This is a genomic window from Paenibacillus sp. FSL H8-0332, from assembly GCF_037963835.1.
GTDB classification, from domain to species: Bacteria; Bacillota; Bacilli; order Paenibacillales; family Paenibacillaceae; genus Paenibacillus_AQ; species Paenibacillus_AQ rhizoplanae.
Map to the genome: position 1 here is coordinate 3917426 of NZ_CP150145.1, position 19237 is coordinate 3936662.

Consider the following 19237-nt stretch of genomic DNA (forward strand, 5'->3'; position numbering starts at 1 on the left):
TACCTCTTACATGTCAAGGTCTCCACTTTGATTAGGGGGCTTAAGAGATTGGGCCGTATTACTGCACTTCTTGCAGGATTTCTCTAACAATGTTACAGGCTGCGGAGCATGAGGCCCATCCACATCACAGCAGCACCGATTGTGTTCGAATTTCCGCATACATTTGGTCCCCGCACCTCCGCACTGCCCATTGTGTTCGGTTTTGCGCATACATTTGGACCTCACGCCTCGTGCCTGCCCAATGTGTTCGCTTTTTCGCCTACATTTGGCCCACGCGCCTCCGCACTGCCCATTGTGTTCGCCTTTTCGCCTACATTTGGTCCACGCGCCGCCCCCCAACAAATTGTATTCGGTTTTTCATATACATTCCGTCTTCACATCAGAAGAAATTCATAATTTCCTAAAAAACAAAAAAGGGGCCACCTCTATAAGCAAAATTTCCGCTTATGAGACAGCCTCTTTTCATCCATCATTTCATAGGCCTTCCAAATCCAGCGTTTCTCCCGGCGCCATAGAATGCAGCGTGCACCCGGTCAGTTGCCCGCCCTGGATCAAGGCTTCACGCAGCTTGTCGGTCTCCGGCTTCGCGGCATGAACCAGTACGGCGTGCCGGACCGGAAGAGACTTCAGCATACGCTGCACATCTTCCCGGCCCTGATGCACCTTGTAACGCAGCTTAAGCACTTCGCATACTCCATGCTGTTCCGGTTCATGCAGCAGCTTGTATCCGAAGGTACCGGCCGCTACATGACCGGTGATCAGCACGGAATAGGTTGATTGGGACGCCCACCTCGCATAGTACCAGCGGGACAAGGACGATTGCATCATGCCATCCGGTACGAAACACAGGGAAGAGCCGGAGCGCGCCAGCAGCTCCTCCCGCTCCGCCTCGCTCTGTGGCATCGTCCAGCGGCGGGCGGCAAGAAAGTCTGCTATGTGATCCGCTGCGGAATACCCTCCTGTTCGCTCAGCACTCCGGAGCCAGAACGGTGAAGCTGCCAGCCGCCTCATCCCCTCTATCAGCTTCGATTCCACTACCATTGGCAGATCCGCGAAAAGCTTGGCGGCCCACAGCATCATCTCCTGGCCGCGTCCGCCTGCCGGAACCGGGAGCAATACCTTGCCTCCGCGTGCCGCAGTCCTGCGGATGGCCTGCTCCAGCTGCCTCAGCTTATCGGACTGGGTATCCTCGTCCATTCCGTAGGCCGCATCGGTAACCGCCAGATCAAGACGCTGGCCGCAAGACCATGCCCTCAGCCTCTGCTCCAGATCCGGGATGCCTCCGGCTGCTTGTATCGCCTCAGTTGGTGAATCAGCCGCAAGCAACAGGGATTCCGCCGTATAGTCACCGGAATAGAAGATCGACCGCCCTTCCGCAGCAATCAGGAACCATACAGATCCCGCCAGATGCCCGCTTCGCCCCCACATGACCTGTACCCCGGGAATCAGTCCGAACCAGGACATGCATCGGCCCTCCTCCTCCAGATACCGGTAACGGATCGCATATTCATCTGCTTCAGTGTATGGCAGCTCATGGCCCTCAAGGATAATACCCGAACGCCATGAGCGGAAATAGGCATCCAGCTGCGCCCTTGTTTCCCGCGTTGTCCATACCTCACCCGTATAACCCTGCGCATACAGCAGCGGCAGCGCTACCGAATGATCTTCATGGGCATGGGATAGCAGAACCGCATCCAGCAGGGCGGCCTGCCCGGGTTCGATGAGGGGATATTGTCCGGCTCCGCCTTTTTTCACGCCGCAATCAAGCAGCAGACGGTAGACGTCTCCACTCAGGAGATAAGCGGAACGCCCGTGTTCACCAGCTCCGCCCCATATGGTCAGCTTCGTCATGATCCGGTCCACTTTCTTCTGGAATTCAGCAGTTCAATACCGAGCAGCAGCAGCACCGTCAAGCCGACTGATACCACCGCCATTGCCATCCCAAGCGATACCTGCCCCTGTTCGAACTGGGCAAAAATATACGTAGCCGAGGTCTGCATCGAAGGCGGCAGAATCAGCAGCGATCCGACCAGCTCCCTTACAGATATGGTGAAGGTCATCATCCAGCCTGCCAGGATGCCGGGCATAATGAGCGGAAGCAGAATCCGCCGCAAGATATAGAACGGGCCTGCTCCGCTGACCTGGGCAGCTTGAAACAGCAACCCGTTAATTTGCGAGAAGCTGGACTTCACATACTGCACCGTATAAGGAAGAAACAGCACCACATAGGTAAGCACTACCATGCCGTAGGTGTTGTAGAGCGTGAAGGGCATCCAAGGCGCATTCCAGAGCAGGATCAGCCCTACCACCATTACAATGCCCGGAACCGTATTAGGCAAAAGACTCAGCAGATCAATGATCCGCTGCAGCCGGGACCCAGACCTGCCGATGGCCAGGGCAAGGCCGGCTCCAAGCACGACAGCCACCGACGCTGCGGCCAGCGACAGCCCCAGACTGTTCCCAATCGCCTTCAGGCTCACCGATCCCCAGGAGAGCAGCTCCCTGTAATGATCCAGCGTCAGATTGTCCAGCGACAGCCCGGCACCGCGCAGCTTCATCAGCGAGGCGGCGATAATCGAGAAATAGGGGATACCTATGGACAATAGCAGCAGGGCAGCCAGATACAAGCCCGCGAGCCAGCCTGCGCCGCCGCGCAGGGAATACGTCTTGGAGCGCTGTCCCTTGCCCCCCACAAGACGGTAAGTGAACCGGCGGCTGACCGCCGACTGCATATACCAGATGACCAGACAGACCGACAGCAGCACGGATGCCAGCGACGTAGCCTTGCCGAAGTCAATCGGCCAGCTGGAAATGTATTTATGAATTTCCGAGGTCATGACATAATAGCCGATCTTGCGACCGAAGGTAGCCGGTGTTCCGAACTCTGCAATCGTCTTGACGAAGACGAGCATTACCCCCATCCCATAAGCCGACAGCAGCAGCGGCATGATGATCCGCCGGAAGCGGTAGCCTGCCTTTGCGCCGTGCACCGCTCCCGCCTCTTCCAGATTGCCGCCTATACGAATAAGCGCATCCCGAAGCAGCAGATACAGGAACGGGAACAAATGCATGCTCATGATGAAGACCATCCCCCAAAAGCTGAAGAAAGAATCACTTAACGCACCTACACCCGGAAGCCACTGCTGAAGATAGCCGCCTTTTTGCATGAACAGAATCCAGCCCATGGAGCCGATATACGGCGGGGTCATGAATGGAATCAGCAGAATAACGTCAATCCAGCGGTGCAGCCCCATGCGGGTCTTCGCCATCATCCAGGCCAGCGGCATCGCAAGCAGCGTGGTTCCAGCCACTACACATATTCCAAGCCATACCGAATTCAGCAGCACCCCGGACAGACTCTGTCCGGTGATCGTACGGAGCGGGGCCATCCAGTCCAGCCGCTGATTCGGGGTAACGCTTTGCCAGAAGATGAGCAGAAGCGGAATGCCGATGCTGACCGCCAGCAAAAAGAAGGAGAGCAGCAAGCCCGCTCTCCGAAGTATCCGGTTACTGTCCATGGAGACTGGACTCATTGCTTTCACCTCAACCTTAATCCTTTATTTGTAAATTTCTGCGAATTTCGAAGCCGTCTCATTCCCGTGCTCACTCATCCAGGTCCAGTCTGCCTTAAGCTGCGGGATGTCCTTCAGATTGGTCCGGTTCGAAGCTTCAATATCCTCGCGGCCCGGTATTAGATACGCATCCGCTACCAGCTGCTGAGCTTCGTCAGACAACAGATAATCAATGAATGCTTTGGCATTGGACACGTTCGGGCTTGATTTCAGAATCGCTGCTGGTCTCGGACTAACCACGGTGCCCTCCTCAGGATAGATAATATCCAGCGGCTCTCCTTTGGCTTTAGCCTTGTAGGCCATATAATCTACTCCTGCTGCGACAATACTCTTAGCTCCTGTAATCACCGGATCAAGCGCCTCCTGGTTCGCTCCAGCCATGGCAACACCGTTCGCCTTGTAATTCTTGAACAGATCCCAGCCCTGCTCGCCGTTCACGCTGAGATAGCCTGTAATGAAATCCAGCGCCGAGCCTGACAGCGTCGGATCAGGAATATTGACGGCATCCTTCCACTCCGCACCTGCCAGCTCTGCCCAGCTCTTGGGCGGATTCGCTACCAGCTTCGTATTATAGACAATCCCCAGTGCTGATGCGCTTGAGCTGAAATAATTGCCTTCTGCATCCGACCAGTCCTGAATCAGCTTGTCCTTATTGGCCGCTTCCGGGTATGGCAGCGTCAGCCCCTCTGCCTTAAGAGCCTGTGCCGAAGGCAAGGAAGCCAGAATCACCACATCGGCCACCGGATTTGCCTTCTCCGCTTCCATCCGGGCCAGAATCTTGCCGGTCGTTCCCTGGAACATTTCCACCGTGAGGCCCGTCTTGGCCTTGAAGCCATTCACAATTTCGTCTGCCAGGCCCTGCGGGCCGGCGGAATACAGTACCAGCTTGCCGCTTAATGCAGCTTCTGTAGCTTGAGGAGTTGACGTAGCAGTGCCGGTTGTCTCCGGTGCAGCCGTTGTTCCAGCTTCACCCGCACTGGTGCTGTTGCCCGTACCGCAGCCCGCCAGACTCATACTCATCACAGCAGATAACAACAGCATTGCCCCTTGTTTACGCGGATTGTTCCATTTCATGATTATCATTCGCCCCTTTTAGGTTCTTCTTCATTTGAATTCATACGGCATATCCGCCGCGGTGAGACATAGAGCTGAACCCTTTCTCCTACAGGAATCCGGTTGTTCAGATAGGCTGTCCATATTCCGGCCCCCTCCACCTCCGCACGGATCTCATAACGCTCTCCGACATAACTGACACTCCGTACAATAGCGGAATAACACAGATCATCGCCCGCCGTGCGGCTCCATCCGATATGTTCAGGCCGCACCATCTCCTGCTCCGGCGTTAGCCAGTTCGACTTGCCGATGAACGAAGCGACGAACGGCTCTGACGGGGCCTCGTATACCGCTTCAGGAGTTCCTGTCTGCAATATCCGCCCGCTTTTCATAACTACAATCTCGTCGGACATCGACATCGCTTCGATCTGATCGTGGGTCACGTAGAGTGTAGTTAGACCCATGTCCCGGACCAGCGACATCATCTCCACCCTCATCTCTTCCCGGAGTACGGCATCCAGCGCGCTTAACGGCTCATCGAAGAGCACGACACCCGGACGGACAACTACCGCTCTGGCAAAAGCAACCCTCTGCTGCTGACCGCCCGACAGCTGATGCGGATACCGGTTCTCCATCCCCTGCAGCCGGACCATCTCCAGTGTCTCCAGTACCTTGCTCCGCAGCTGCGCACGCTGCCCTGAGGCCTTCAGCCCGAAGGCCACATTCTCATACACCGTCATATGCGGCCAGAGTGCAAAATCCTGGAACACCATCCCGAAATCCCGCTTGTGTACCGGAACATCGATCCGCTGCGCAGCGGAGAAATAACATTTCCCGTCAGCGTAAACTTCCCCGCCATCCGGGCGCTCAAGGCCCGCTAACATCCGCAGCAGCGTGGTTTTGCCGCATCCGGAAGGCCCCAGTAAGGTGGTGAACTTACCGTGCTTCAATTCCAGCCCGGCAGGCAGCAGCGCCGGTTGTCCGCCAAAGCTTTTATGAATCCCCTTAATCTCAATATTCATTTCGATCCCTGCCTGTCTTCTTGAGCTGTCCTCAGTCTAACGTCTGTATTCGCAGGTTGTTTATTTTTCATGTAAACATGTAATTAACTTTATATATGAATTCTGTTAACGTTCATAGATAAAATCTATGGTAGGGGATCTCCCACTAACGCTTAGAAGAGGTTAAACTATGAATCTGATGAAACTGCAAATCATTGAACTGATCGACCAGCTGCACCATATGACCAGCGTAGCTGAGGTGCTCGGGATCAAGCAGCCGACCGTAACCTTTCATATGAAGTCGCTTGAAGAAGAGTTTGGGGTCCGGCTGTTTGAAGCCCGCAGCGGCAAAACCTTTCTCACTGAGGCCGGAGCAGCGCTCCTTCATTATTCCGTGAAAATTAATGCGCTTGCCCGCGAGGCCCGCCGGGTAGCCGGCGAATTCGACACCCTCTACCGGGGAACGCTGCTGATTGGAGCCAGCTATGTACCTGCAACCTACCTGCTGCCTTCCATATTACATGCGTTCTCCCGGGAGTTCCCCGGCATCCGCATGGCTCTGTCTGTGAAGCCCTCCCCGGTCATCCGGGAGATGCTGATCCGTCATGAAATTGACTTAGGTGTGATCTCCTCCGAGCCTTTCACCGAGCCTGCCCTGCAGGCTGAATCGCTGATTACAGATGACCTCGTCCTGATCTGTTCTCCTAAGCATCCGCTCGCCCGCAAGACTCAGCTTACTATGGAGGAGATGAGTAAGACTCCCTTTGCGCTGCATGGAAGCGAATCCAGCACACGCCGCCTGACCGAGCGCTGGTTCGGACAGCAAGGGCTGCAGCTGCGCAATACAATTGAGGTCGATTCGCTGGAGGCCATCAAGCAGCTCGTGCAGCTGGGCGGCCACATCTCCATGATGTCCCGGATGGCGGTACAGTGGGAGCAGCAGCAAGGCCTAATTCAGGTGCTGCCTATTCAAGGGGAAATGGCGCCGCGTTATATCTATGCCGTGCATAACAAGGACCGGCATCCTTCGGTACAGATGGAGAGCTTCCGGAGCAGCCTGCTGGCCACCAAAAACTGTTAGCCGTCATTGAGTAAGTCTATGCAGGATTAACGCAATTCCCCTTTCACTTTAACCGCTCCCATATACTTGGCCCGTAAAGTGGGTCATGTACCCAAACCTGATCATAGGAGTGATGATGCTTGAGAAAATGGAAAAAGCTTACTCTGTCCTTCATGCTGAGTATTGTGACAGCAGGCGGTGGATTAGCCGGACAGGGCATCCTGCTGCCGGAGCGCGTCTCAGCCGCAGCTAACGCAGTTCCAGCTTATGAAGTGAAGTTTCTGGCAGACCCTGATCTTGTACTGGACAGCAGCGGATCGCCGCGCAGTGAGGTCAGGGATACCTTCGACCTGAATTCTACTCCACAGGCTATTCGAGTCGGGTATTTCGATACCGACATGCTTGAGCTGAACAGCAAGGGGTGGGATGTGCGGCTGCGCAAAAAAGAGAACAAATCCGATTATGAATTGACCTACAAGAAACGTTATCCTGTCGTGAACGGAAATATCCAGGCTGCGCTCACCCTGGCGAATCAGGAGGGCTTCGACGCCTCCGATGACAACTATGAAGCAGAGGTGGATTGGGGTTATGGCAAGCAGACCCTTAGCTTCTCCAATACCAAGAAGGTCAGCACCAAAGCTACCGGAGCCGTACTTCCCGCTGAGGACGAGGCCTTGAAGCTGCTGCTGGACAAGCTTCCGGGCAAATTGAAGAACTGGTCTGCGTCGAACTGGGGGAAGCAGAAGCTGACAGCCTCCCGGGCGCATGGCCCGTTGACCTTCGAGCGGTATACAGGCACCTGGAACAATCAGGAGATCACTCTTGAGGTATGGCCAGTGCGTGACGAGGCGGGAAGCGGCATCCAGAATATCGTGGAGATTTCGTTCAAAACCACCGATAGCACCAGTGTAACCGGGTTACGTGCCGGGCTGATGAGCCAACTGAACGCCGAGGGCTGGCTTCTTCCTGCCGATGGCCTCAAGACCCAGCTGATTCTGGAACGGTATTAGCGTAATCGTCAATATTAGCTGAGAAGAAGGAGTTGCGACAACTGGAACCCCAATGTACAGCGTGGAGCAACCGATTTTGCTTATAACTCGAAAAAAGAGCACTGCCGCACCCTTCATGAGGGTGATACGGCAGTGCTCTTCTATTGGTATGAATCTCCGAGAGGTGACTCGCCGCTGCCCGGTTACGTCACCTTCACAGCGCAACCGTCTTCGCCTTAGCATCCTCTAGCAGCATCTGAATCAGCGACTGGAGCGGCAGGGACTTCCACTTCTTCGGATGCAGCAGTAGCTGCAGATCGAAATGGATCTCCGGGTGGGCAAAAGACAGCTCGGACAGGTTCCCCCGCTCGATCTCCTCCTCAGCCACAATCCGCGGCAGCAGCGCTATGCCCAGGCCATTGCGCACACACCGCTTAATCGCCTCCAGATTCGACAGCTCAAAACCAATTCGGAACTCAATCCCATGGTCCCGGAGCAGGTTCTCGAACAGGCTGCGGTAAATGCAGCTCTCCTCGGAGACAATCAGCTCGCAGTTGTTCAGATCCTGAAGGGTTACCTGCTCCAGCCGGGCCAGCGGATGGCTGGCTGGTGCCACCAGGACAAGCGGCTCCTCGCGGATGATCGTTCGCGTAAGCGCGCTATCCACCGTACTGCGGTCCAGCAGGAGGCCGATATCGACCTCACCGTCCCTGATCTTGGAGACTAGCTTGGCCTCCTGCTCGGTCTGCAAATGAATATTCAGACCGGGGAACATCGTCCGCAGCTGCTGCAGGAACGGTGGCAGGTAGAAGGCCGCGAGGGAATCAATCGTTCCGATAGTAAGCGTTCCGCCGATCTGCTGGGCGATCGTTTCCTTAGAGCGGTCATAGAGATCCAGAATTTCAACGAACAGCTTAAGCAGCTCTTCCCCCGGAGGAGTTAAGCGCAAGGCGCGGCCATGACGTTCAATGAGCGGCACTCCATATTCCTTCTCAATCTTCTGTATCTGCATCGTAACGCTGGATTGTGCATAGCCCAGCTCCTCAGCCGCGCGCGTGAAGCTTTGCCGCTTGGCCACTTCGCGGAAGGTCCGCATATACGTTAAGTCCATCGTCTCTCACCCTAACATCAATATTATTGATAACCCACATCATTTATTATAGCTAACAACGATGCAATAATCCATGGTACAGTAGAACAAACGGATTTTACATTTTTGGAGGACGATATTCATGTTAACAGAAGCACAGATTTATGGAATCTATGTTCCCGTGGTCACCCCGTTCCATGCTGCTGGTGAGCTTGATCTGGAATCGTATCAGCGTTATGTGAACAACATCATCAAGAACAATATTCATGGTCTGGTCGTCAATGGAACCACTGGAGAATCGCCGACAGTCAATATACAGGAATTACAGACACTCGTGGATACCTCACGGGAACTCTTGAAGTCCAGCACCATCCCGCTCGTGATAGGCACAGGTACGAATGATACTTACTCTACCGTGGCCCGTACTGAGCTGGCGGCGAACGCAGGTGCAGATGCCGCACTGGTGGTTGTTCCTTATTACAGCCGTCCGTCACAGGAAGGCATCATCGCCCATTTCCGCAAGGCAGCAGAGGTAGGTCTGCCCATTATGGCCTATGATATCCCGGGCCGCACTGGAGTCGGCATGACGCTGGACACCGCCCGTACGATCCTGGAGATGAACAATGTCGTAGGGTTAAAAGACTGCTCCGGCTCTCCCCTGCTCGTCTCCGAGCTGTCCAAGAGCGGCAGCAAGCCCGTGCTCTGCGGCGACGATCTGCATTTCTTCGACATGCTGGGCTACGGAGCCGCCGGAGGCATGCTGGCCTCGGCCAACGTACATACCGACCGCTTCCTCGGCATCTACGAGCAATACAGAGCGGGTCAGGTTGAGGCTGCGCAGGCTGCCTATGATCAGCTGGTGCCGCTGATGAAGCTGCTGTTCAAGGAGTCCAACCCGGCTCCGATCAAATGGCTGCTCACAGCACTCGGAGAGCTCTCCTCGGATACGCTCCGCTTGCCATTGACCTCCATTAGCGCCGCGCTGCGCGAAGAACTGGGCGCCTACCTTGCAGGGGAAGCTGCCAGTGACAGACAAGAAGCGATGTAACAGATAAGAGGCCATGTAACAGACAAACACCCGCCATCTTCAGTGAGACACTGAGAATGGCGGGTGTTTTTTGTTAGATAGGGTTTAGTATTACTGGCTAGCATCACTACACGTTGCAAAGTCGATTACGAACGGCCCGCTTTAGCCGCTGGACGGCTGGACGGACGACCGCTTTGGCTGCCGCCAGGTCTGCTGCCAGACTGGCTTGAACGGCCGTATGAGCCACCGGGTGATTTTTGGCTCTGGCTGCCGCCTGGACGGCTGCTGGCATTAGCCTGACTTCCCGATGCGCTTCTAGCTCCGCTACCTTGCTGGCCGCTTCCAGATGCACCCTTAGCGCCACCTGCGTTGCTGCCGCCCTGCTGTTTGCCTTGCGCGAACCATTCCGACTTCGGCTTGCGGGGCGGATTCGTCTTGGCTTTCTGCGACGGTTTGACCGGCGCTTTGCCGGGACGGTCTGCCAGCAATGCCAGATTGCTCTTAGACATTGGATACGCATGATCCTTGATCTCCGGAATCGTCTTGCCGATCAGCTTCTGGATATCCTTCAGATACGGAATTTCCTCCGCTTCGCACAGCGAGATGGCAATGCCGCTCATCCCCGCACGGCCGGTCCGGCCAATACGGTGAACATAGGTTTCCGGGATATTCGGCAGGTTGAAGTTGATGACATGGGACAGCTCATCAATATCAATTCCGCGCGCGGCGATGTCTGTGGCTACCAGTACCCGTGTCGTACCGCTCTTGAAGTTTCTTAGCGCATTCTGGCGCTCATTCTGTGATTTGTTGCCGTGAATGGCCTGTGCTGTAATATTAATGCGGGTTAAGTCCCGGGTTACCCGGTCCGCGCCGCGTTTGGTACGTGTGAATACCAGCGCCGATACAATCGACGGGTCCTGCAGCAGACGGTTCAGCTGATTCTGCTTATTTCCGTTCTCCAGCAGATAGATCGACTGTTCGATTCTGTCTACTGTAGAGGATACCGGAGTAATCTCGATTTTCACCGGATTGACGAGCAGCGTCTTCACCAGCTGTGAAATCTCTGTAGGCATGGTTGCCGAGAAGAACAAGGTCTGCTTCTTGAGCGGCATCTTGGCGATAATCCGCTTTACATCATGAATGAAGCCCATGTCCAGCATGCGGTCCGCTTCATCCAGCACGAGAATCTGCACATGCTGCAGATCCACACGCTTTTGGCTGATCAGGTCGATTAGACGGCCCGGTGTAGCAATCAGAATGTCGGCACCGATGGCAAGCGCCCGCTCCTGCGCCTTCTGTGATACCCCACCGACAATGGCTGTCGAACGGATCGTTGTGAACTTGCTGTAGGCCTGAATGTTCTCCTGAATTTGCAGCGCCAGCTCACGGGTAGGCGTAAGAATCAGGGAACGGATGCGCTTGCCTCCGCCGGTTCTGCCCGGCTGCTGGCTCAGCAGCTGAATAATCGGCAACGAGAAGGCCGCTGTTTTACCAGTACCCGTCTGTGCACAGCCCAGGATGTCTCTGCCGGCCAATGCCGCAGGAATAGACTCTTCCTGGATCGGGGTTGGGGATGTATAGTTTTCCAGGCTAAGCGCCTTAAGAATCGGGGGGATCAGGTTCAAATCGTTAAATGTCATTTTATCTCCTTCATTGTGCATACATATATTGGTGAATCCATAATTCCATTACTGAATATTCCTTTTGCGGCGTCTCCACATAGCGCTCAGCAAAGTCATAACACATAATGATAACACAGAAAAGCGAATATGAAAACTTTCATTTCTTTCTTTTCAAAAAAAAATACAGCAAAAAAGCAGAGGAAGGGTCCCCTGCTCTTGTCTTCACTATAATTAAGATACTAATCTACGATTTCAGCGATATCGCCATTATTGGCACCGGCAGCGTTAGCTTCATCGGTATCGATGTGCATATCCAGCTTGAAGTTGTCGGATACGCGTGCAAGCACGTTCTCCAGCACCAGGCCGCGTTCGCCGCCCAGACGTACCTTCAGGAGCTGCTTATCGGCAATGCCCCAAGCTTCTGCTTCGGAAGTGTGGAAGTGGATGTGGCGCGCTGCTACAATAACGCCAGTCTCCAGCTCAACTTCACCGACAGGTCCTTTAATCGTAATTCCAGGTGTTCCTTCAATATTGCCGGATTCACGGACAGGTGCCTTCACGCCGAGGCTGAAGGAGTCTGTGCGGGATACTTCCAGCTGCGAAGCCGGACGGGCAGGTCCGAGGATTCTCACTTTGTCGAACTTCCCTTTCGAACCAATTACAGCCACTTGCTCATTCGCTGCGAATTGTCCGGGTTGGGACAGGGGTTTGAACTCGGTCAATTGATAACCTGGGCCAAACAATGCTTCTACGTGCTCCTGCGTAAGGTGAATATGCCGGGCCGACACACCTACGGGTACAGTCTTGCTCATTTTTAAGTCACTCCTTGTATTTTCTCTAGTATCTGTACAAGCCACTGAACATTATACATCTAATTACCCGCAAATAAAAAGACCCGCATCACAATGCGAGCCTTTTTTCCGGGCATATTACGATTCTGTGAATGCTTCATCCTGGTTTTTCCAATTCATAGTCACTTCCGGGTAAGTGGAAACGGCTTTGCCGTCCTTTAAAAGGACGGTATCGTTTCAGCGAGAAATAGAAGGATAATTTATCGTGTGCAACATATAAATTCTTATCTTTCGAGAAAAGAGGCACTACCTGCGGAAGAAGGCAGCTGCTCCCTCAAGAACCCCAGCGCATTCTCATACAGCCAGCCCCGCACATCAGCCTCCGGATAGTATTTCAGCAACAGATCGGCGAACTCCGCATATTGTCCCGGATGCTCCAGCCCCTCTACCCACGAGTCAATGCCGTCAAAATCCGAGCCGAACATCAGCTGTCCGCTCCCGCCAAGACCACAGACATGCTCAATATGCCTCAGCATATCCTCCCGCTTGGCTCCTCCTCCATCCCGCACGAACCAGGGGACAAAGGTAAGCCCGATTCGCCCGTCCCTTACAATCAGTGCCTTCAGCTGATCATCACTCAGATTGCGGGGATGACTGCATACCGCAGCACAATTCGAATGCGAAGCAATGAACGGACGGGTACTGTGCTCCAGCAGCTCCCAGAAGCCTGCCGGGGCCAAATGCGATACATCCAGCAGCATACCGCTGCCGTTGCACCATTCAATCAGCTTCCGGCCTTGCTCGGTGAAACCGCCGTTGCGCCGCTCCAGCACACCGTCCGCTGCCCAGTTCGCATAGTTCCAGGTAACGCCCAGACAACGCACGCCCAGCTCGAAGCATAACTGAGCATAGAACAGATTGCCCTCCAGACCGTCCACGCCTTCCAGAGAGAGCATTCCAAAGGCCGGGGCAGTTAAGCCACCCTCCACGGCCTCCTCCTTCCAGCGCAGCCACTGCAGGCCTCCCATACCGACTACCTTCTGGCGGAAGCATTCGATTTGGCCCAGGATATCCTCGAATTTCGCCCTTCCGCGCACCGCAGACAAATATATCGCAAAAACCTGCAGTTCGACATTCCCCTCCGCTAGCCGCTCTGCGGTCACATCCAGACGGGGATCATTCTTGAAGTCTATCTTTGGATTCGCCTGCAGCTTACTCAGGGCATCACAATGAAAATCCGCCACCTTCAGCTTCCTGTTCTTCGCCATAGGTCAGCTCTCCTTCTTCCTTCACCTTCTGAATATTCCGAATGAACCGTTGACGGCCCAGTGTCTATTTTATATATATGCGCCTAACGGAAGCAGCAGTCAGCGCAGCAAAAAGCCTGTTTACAGTGTAAACAGGCTTAATCTAAAAGATTCACTTGAGTTATCTAGGTTCTACAATAAGTTTGATAGCCGTCCGGTCTTCCCCATCAATCACTATATCCGTAAAAGCCGGAATACAGATCAAGTCCACTCCGCTAGGTGCGACAAATCCCCGGGCGATGGCAACGGCCTTAACGGCCTGGTTCAGTGCTCCTGCTCCAATAGCTTGTAGCTCGGCCGATCCACGTTCGCGAAGAACACCTGCTAATGCGCCAGCAACGGAATTTGGATTGGATTTAGCTGATACTTTTAATACATCCATAGTAAGTACCTCCCCTGGGAATGATGGTGTTCTTCTTCCACTACAGTAGATGTTATTCGCTTCAGAAGAATTAATTCCTTCTTTTTGCGGACCTCTCCGGAGAAAATAGTTCAAAAGATACTCTTTTTCGATATAATAAATATCACACTTTACCCAAAACAAAATGAGTCTTACCGAATTACCTATTTGTGCGAAAACCCTTCTAGCTCATCACCCATTCATCCTCACGCAGCCGGATCTTCTCCAGTCGTGTCGCTCTGCCTGTACCTTCATCAAGTTCTGCGAATAGACCATGCAGCTGCCATTTGCCTTCGTCGACTACAAACCGGGAGGGAAGCTGAGTTGTAAATTTATAGATGATCGCATCCTTTTCCATACCCAGAATCCCTTCTCTTGAACCAACCATACCCGCATCTGTAAGATACGCCGTACCTCCAGGCAAGATCACATCATCATTGCTCTGCACATGAGTGTGCGTGCCGACAACAATTGAAGCCAGTCCATCCATAAAATAGCCCATCGCTATTTTCTCGGAGGTCGCTTCCGCATGGAAATCCACCAGAATGCACTTGTGCTCTCTGCGCAGCTCTTCCACAATCTCCTCGCCTACCCGGAACGGGTCATCGATCGCCGGAAGAAAGGTGCGGCCCTGCAGATTCACAATCGCCAGCTGCTTGCCATTTCCCTTAACGACGGTATACCCCCGGCCCGGTGTCCCTGGCGGGAAGTTAGCCGGACGGATGATCCGCGGCTCGTCGTCGATGAACTCAAAGATATCCTTGTTGTCCCAAGTGTGATTGCCCATCGTAATGCCGTGGACACCCCAGTTGAAAAATTCGTTAGCGATGGCAGCGGTGATTCCTCTGCCGGCAGCGGCATTCTCACCATTGGCAATGATGATATGCGGCTGATATTTGCTTTTCAGGGAAGGCAGCATTTCACGCAGCGCTTTTCTGCCTGTATTGCCTACAATGTCTCCGATAAATAAAACTTTAATAATCTTCTCCTCCTAAATTTTTGGTTTGTGTATGCTCTGCCAACCATAAATCGCTGCTTAAGTATAATTTCACCTATTCTGCTTCATTCCAAACTCCACGGCGCATGCGGCCCAGGATAGAGCATATTAGATTATGCAGCAGGCTCCAGCGGGAATGGATATACCAGCAGCTCACGGCTTGCACGCAAGAAAAAAGGCCCCGCAAGGGGGCCGATTTCCTTATTTATTTCGCATATTCTACAGCGCGTGTCTCACGGATTACAGTAACCTTGATATGACCCGGATAATCCAGCTCACTCTCAATCATCTTCGTAATATCACGGGCCAGACGGAAAGCTTCTGCATCATCAATCTTCTCAGGCTGTACCATTACGCGAACCTCGCGGCCCGCCTGAATGGCGTAAGATTTCTCGACGCCCTCGAAGGACTCCGAAATTTCCTCCAGCTTCTCCAGACGTTTGATGTACGTTTCCAGGGTCTCACGGCGTGCACCGGGACGGGCAGCCGACAATGCATCAGCAGCTCCAACAAGCATGGCAATAACCGAGGTAGCCTCGCAATCGCCGTGGTGGGAAGCGATACTGTTGATAACCACCGGATGTTCCTTGTACTTCTTCGCCAGTTCGACGCCGATTTCCACATGCGAACCTTCCACTTCATGATCAAGCGCTTTGCCGATATCATGCAGCAGTCCGGCACGTTTTGCAAGCACGATGTCTTCCCCAAGCTCACCGGCCATAAGTCCAGTCAAATAAGCAACCTCCATGGAGTGCTTGAGTACGTTTTGACCGTAGCTCGTACGGAATTTCAGGCGGCCCAGAATTTTGATCAGATCCGGGTGCAGACCGTGAACGCCAACCTCGAAGGTAGCTTGTTCACCGTATTCACGAATCCGTTCATCCACTTCTTTGCGGGATTTCTCCACCATCTCTTCAATCCGTGCAGGATGGATACGTCCATCCGCCACCAGCTTCTCCAGTGCCGTACGGGCCACTTCGCGGCGGATCGGATCAAATCCTGACAGAATAACCGCTTCCGGCGTATCATCAATAATAAGATCAATCCCCGTCAGAGTCTCCAGTGCACGGATATTACGTCCTTCACGACCGATAATCCGGCCCTTCATCTCTTCATTCGGCAAGGTAACGACAGATACCGTAGTTTCTGCCACATGATCAGCCGCACAGCGCTGAATCGCCAAGGTGATAATCTCACGGGCTTTCTTGTCCGCTTCTTCCTTGGCCTGCTGTTCGATTTCCTTGATCATCTGAGCAGTTTCATGGCGAACTTCCTGTTCTACATTGCTGAGAATGATACTTCTGGCATCATCGATGCTCAGATTGGAGATACGTTCCAGTTCAGTAACCTGATTCTTGTAAATAACATCAATTTGCTGTTGGGTTTCATCAATTCGTTTCTCTTTGTTAGCTACTTGTTCTTCTTTTCGTTCAAGCGATTCCATTTTTTTATCCAGCGATTCTTCCTTTTGCAGCAAACGTCTCTCTTGCCGTTGGATTTCATTCCGACGTTCACGAGTTTCTTTCTCAGCTTCGGTACGGATTCTATGAACTTCGTCCTTAGCTTCGAGTACCGTTTCCTTCTTCAGCGCCTCCGCCTCTTTCTTCGCGTTCTCCACGATGACTACGGCTTCTTTCTCTGCGCTTGAAATTTTAGCTTCTGCAAGGGATTTACGAATAAAATAACCGAATCCAAAGAATGCTGCAGCTACAACGAGAACGACAATGACCCAGATCAATGTTTCCATCTGTTCACCTCCTCGTTGACATCCTCCAAGGTTCTTCCCTTGGGTATTTGTGCAGTTGTTAAACTATCCGTTCATCACCATACAAAAAACCGGTAATACACCGATTGCCATACTGCACATGCTGCACATGCACATTGCCCGCCTTATCCGGCGATTACATTTCATATGAGTTGTACGCGAACCGGAACATAAGAGTCTGCTTTTTGGGAAGGAAAAAGGATTCTTAGTTTATGCCGATTCATGTTATATTTTATTATTTATAAAAAGACCTTGTCAAGAGAGTCGATAACCGCATTAAAGTCAAGAGAATCAATCCGGGAAGTAAAACTCCTCTTCTTCCCCCTCAGAATCCTGTTCATCCCGCAAAATCCCAAGCACCTGACGCACCATTTCACCTGAGAATCCCCGGCGCATGAGGAACGCCCCTGTCTTCCGGCGTTTGTCGTTCAAATCTCCCCGGAGCGTATTCCATTTCTTCCGTCCGGTCTGCAGCGCGCTCTCAAGCTCCTGCTCGGGTGTGATCTCATCCAGTGCTTCTGCAATCAGGGACTTCTCAATCCCCTTCTCCCGCAGCTCCTGCCGGATCCACATCTTGCCCTTACGCTGGTTTTTCATCCGCTGCTCCGCCCACTGCTTGGCGTACAAGGGGTCATCCAGCAGACGTTCCTCCTGTAGCCGGAGCAGAACTTCGGCAATAACAGTCTCCCCTATTTCCTTCTCCCTTAAACGGCGGGCCATCTCCTGTGCGGTTCTGGGCTTACGCTCCAGATACCTAAGCCCCTCCACATACGCCCGCTGTCGCTCGTCTGCGGCAACGATATCCTCCAGATCAGCCTTCACAAAAGTACTCCCCGTAATCATCCGGTATTTAATCATGACATCTTCATGAACAGTCATGTTGTAGTCTCCGAAATGGATCAGATAACGATAATTCGACTTCTTGAGCCGCTCTACCCGTGTAATTTCCAGCTCTTGATCTGCCGGGAAATCCGCCAGCACCTGCTGCTCATCCTGTTCTTCGAATTCCGCATCCAATTGTATAACCATCCTGTCAATCACCTCGTTAAGCTAGAAATAATATAAAACGCATTGAAGATTTGAACAGAAGCCTGGTCGTCGCTGCGGTGAACATTTGGACTTCCGGCCGCTGTTGTATTTTGATCACTTGCGAAAAGGCACCCTGTCATATCCTACACAGGGCGCCTATCCATCTTGTCTTCATTATTTAATTATTATGAGGAGTTAAATTACTCGATCTCAAGCAACAGCTTCTCTTCTTCCTCTTGCTCCGCAGCCACAACCGCTTCGGTTGGCGCCGCTACCAGAGTCGTCAGATTGCTGGCCTCACGAATCTTGTTCTCGATCAGCAGGGCAATATCCTGATGTTCCTTCAGGAACTGCTTGGAATTCTCCCGTCCTTGGCCCAGACGTTCGCCTTCATAGGAATACCAGGCGCCGCTCTTGTTGACGATATCCATTTCCGTACCGATATCTATAAGGCTACCCTCTCTGGAGATTCCTTCACCGTACATGATATCTACATCCGCTTGCTTGAACGGAGGCGCTACCTTGTTCTTCACAACCTTGATCTTCGTACGGTTACCCACGACATCGTTACCCATCTTGATACCCTCTACCCGGCGCACATCCAGACGGACGGAGGAGTAAAATTTCAGAGCGCGTCCACCCGGAGTGGTCTCAGGGTTACCGAACATTACGCCGATCTTCTCACGAAGCTGGTTAATGAAGATCGCAATCGTGTTGGATTTGTTGATGGCACCAGACAGCTTGCGTAGTGCCTGGGACATCAGACGGGCCTGCAAGCCTACGTGGGAATCACCCATGTCGCCTTCAATTTCTGCCTTCGGTACCAGTGCCGCTACAGAGTCAACTACAATGATGTCAACTGCTCCGCTGCGTACAAGCGCTTCAGCGATTTCCAAGGCCTGTTCACCAGTATCAGGCTGGGACAGCAACAGTTCATCAATGTTAACGCCAAGCGCCTTGGCATACTTAGGATCAAGCGCATGCTCAGCATCGATGAAGGCAGCTTGTCCACCCTGCTTCTGTACTTCAGCGATCGCATGAAGTGCAACCGTCGTCTTACCGGAAGATTCCGGTCCATATACTTCAATAATACGTCCTTTGGGAAGTCCGCCAATACCTAGTGCAATATCAAGTGCCAAAGATCCGCTAGGTACAACTTCCACTTTCATGTGAGTGGATTCTCCCAGTTTCATTACCGAACCTTTACCGAATTGTTTTTCTATTTGACGAAGCGCCATATCAAGCGCTGCACGACGATCTGACAATCAGACCACTTCCTTCACTGTTTATAGTATTATAATAACGTGTTTTGAAGGTCTTGCCAAGTCTTTTTTCGAACATACATTCGTTTTTTTTACTCCCAGGGATAATACTCCCTTATATTGTAAGACACAGGCCTCCTTCCGGATGCAAGACTTTTGCAGGTACTTCTCTTCTGCTCATCACATGAATAGGAACAACCATAGGATAATTTGTTATACCTAATATAAAACAAAAAACCGCAGCATGATTGCTCAAGCCACGGTTCTTCCGC

16 protein-coding genes are annotated in these 19237 nt (G+C 52.8%); 3 read left to right on the forward strand and 13 right to left on the reverse strand.

Translation table 11 applies throughout. The annotated features are described in order from the left end of the window. Positions 1-474 precede the first annotated feature (474 nt). Genes NST43_RS16930 through NST43_RS16945 form a run of 4 tightly spaced genes read right to left on the reverse strand, consistent with a single transcriptional unit; the run spans position 475 to position 5647 of the window. Entirely contained in the window at positions 475-1851 is a 1377-nt protein-coding gene (locus NST43_RS16930; RefSeq protein WP_339218245.1) for an MBL fold metallo-hydrolase, read from the reverse strand. Then, positions 1848-3518 (reverse strand): iron ABC transporter permease, encoded by a 1671-nt coding sequence (locus NST43_RS16935; RefSeq protein ID WP_339218247.1) that lies wholly within the window; start codon positions 3516-3518, stop codon positions 1848-1850. Before NST43_RS16935 ends, NST43_RS16930 begins: the two co-directional genes overlap by 4 nt. A gap of 39 nt (positions 3519-3557) precedes the next feature. Then, positions 3558-4655: an ABC transporter substrate-binding protein gene (locus tag NST43_RS16940; protein WP_339218248.1), complete on the reverse strand. Its 1098-nt coding sequence runs from the start codon at positions 4653-4655 to the stop codon at positions 3558-3560. After that, positions 4652-5647 carry an ABC transporter ATP-binding protein gene (locus NST43_RS16945; RefSeq protein ID WP_339218250.1) on the reverse strand — a complete coding sequence of 332 codons (996 nt, stop codon included), beginning with the start codon at positions 5645-5647 and terminating at the stop codon, positions 4652-4654. The genes NST43_RS16940 and NST43_RS16945 overlap by 4 nt, the downstream gene beginning before the upstream one ends. Positions 5648-5816: 169 nt before the next feature. Between NST43_RS16945 and NST43_RS16950 the strand changes: the two genes are divergently transcribed. Together NST43_RS16950 and NST43_RS16955 are read left to right on the forward strand one after the other, a co-directional pair. Then, positions 5817-6707: a LysR family transcriptional regulator gene (locus NST43_RS16950; RefSeq protein ID WP_339218252.1), complete on the forward strand. Its 891-nt coding sequence runs from the start codon at positions 5817-5819 to the stop codon at positions 6705-6707. Between the two features lie 119 nt (positions 6708-6826). Beyond that, the gene (locus tag NST43_RS16955) at positions 6827-7696 is read left to right on the forward strand and encodes a CYTH domain-containing protein (RefSeq protein WP_339218254.1); all 870 of its coding nucleotides are present in this window, start codon (positions 6827-6829) and stop codon (positions 7694-7696) included. 193 nt (positions 7697-7889) lie between these two features. On the opposite strand, the gene NST43_RS16960 is transcribed toward NST43_RS16955, so the two are convergent. After that, a complete protein-coding gene (locus NST43_RS16960; protein ID WP_209992780.1) occupies positions 7890-8786 on the reverse strand; it encodes a LysR family transcriptional regulator in 897 nt (298 codons plus the stop codon). 121 nt (positions 8787-8907) lie between these two features. Here NST43_RS16960 and dapA point away from each other — a divergent pair, with 121 nt between their 5' ends. Beyond that, complete coding sequence (dapA, locus tag NST43_RS16965; protein ID WP_339218258.1) at positions 8908-9813, forward strand: 4-hydroxy-tetrahydrodipicolinate synthase; 906 nt, start codon at positions 8908-8910, stop codon at positions 9811-9813. A 125-nt stretch (positions 9814-9938) separates the two neighbouring features. On the opposite strand, the gene NST43_RS16970 is transcribed toward dapA, so the two are convergent. The 8 genes from NST43_RS16970 to recA form a co-directional block, all read right to left on the reverse strand. Next, positions 9939-11432, reverse strand: coding sequence for a DEAD/DEAH box helicase (locus tag NST43_RS16970; protein ID WP_339218259.1), 1494 nt, complete (start codon positions 11430-11432; stop codon positions 9939-9941). Positions 11433-11653: 221 nt separating this feature from the next. Next, positions 11654-12226 (reverse strand): phosphate propanoyltransferase, encoded by a 573-nt coding sequence (locus tag NST43_RS16975; protein WP_339218260.1) that lies wholly within the window; start codon positions 12224-12226, stop codon positions 11654-11656. Positions 12227-12489: 263 nt separating this feature from the next. Then, positions 12490-13473 carry a membrane dipeptidase gene (locus NST43_RS16980; protein WP_339218261.1) on the reverse strand — a complete coding sequence of 328 codons (984 nt, stop codon included), beginning with the start codon at positions 13471-13473 and terminating at the stop codon, positions 12490-12492. A 160-nt stretch (positions 13474-13633) separates the two neighbouring features. Beyond that, positions 13634-13894 (reverse strand): stage V sporulation protein S, encoded by a 261-nt coding sequence (locus NST43_RS16985; protein ID WP_019910496.1) that lies wholly within the window; start codon positions 13892-13894, stop codon positions 13634-13636. Positions 13895-14096: 202 nt separating this feature from the next. Beyond that, entirely contained in the window at positions 14097-14891 is a 795-nt protein-coding gene (locus tag NST43_RS16990; protein WP_339225449.1) for a TIGR00282 family metallophosphoesterase, read from the reverse strand. 223 nt (positions 14892-15114) lie between these two features. Beyond that, entirely contained in the window at positions 15115-16656 is a 1542-nt protein-coding gene (rny, locus tag NST43_RS16995) for a ribonuclease Y (RefSeq protein ID WP_339218262.1), read from the reverse strand. A gap of 309 nt (positions 16657-16965) precedes the next feature. After that, complete coding sequence (locus tag NST43_RS17000; protein ID WP_339218263.1) at positions 16966-17703, reverse strand: RecX family transcriptional regulator; 738 nt, start codon at positions 17701-17703, stop codon at positions 16966-16968. A 200-nt stretch (positions 17704-17903) separates the two neighbouring features. Further along, on the reverse strand, positions 17904-18968 hold the full coding sequence (gene recA / locus NST43_RS17005) for a recombinase RecA (RefSeq protein ID WP_209992773.1): 1065 nt from the start codon (positions 18966-18968) through the stop codon (positions 17904-17906). Positions 18969-19237: the final 269 nt, after the last annotated feature.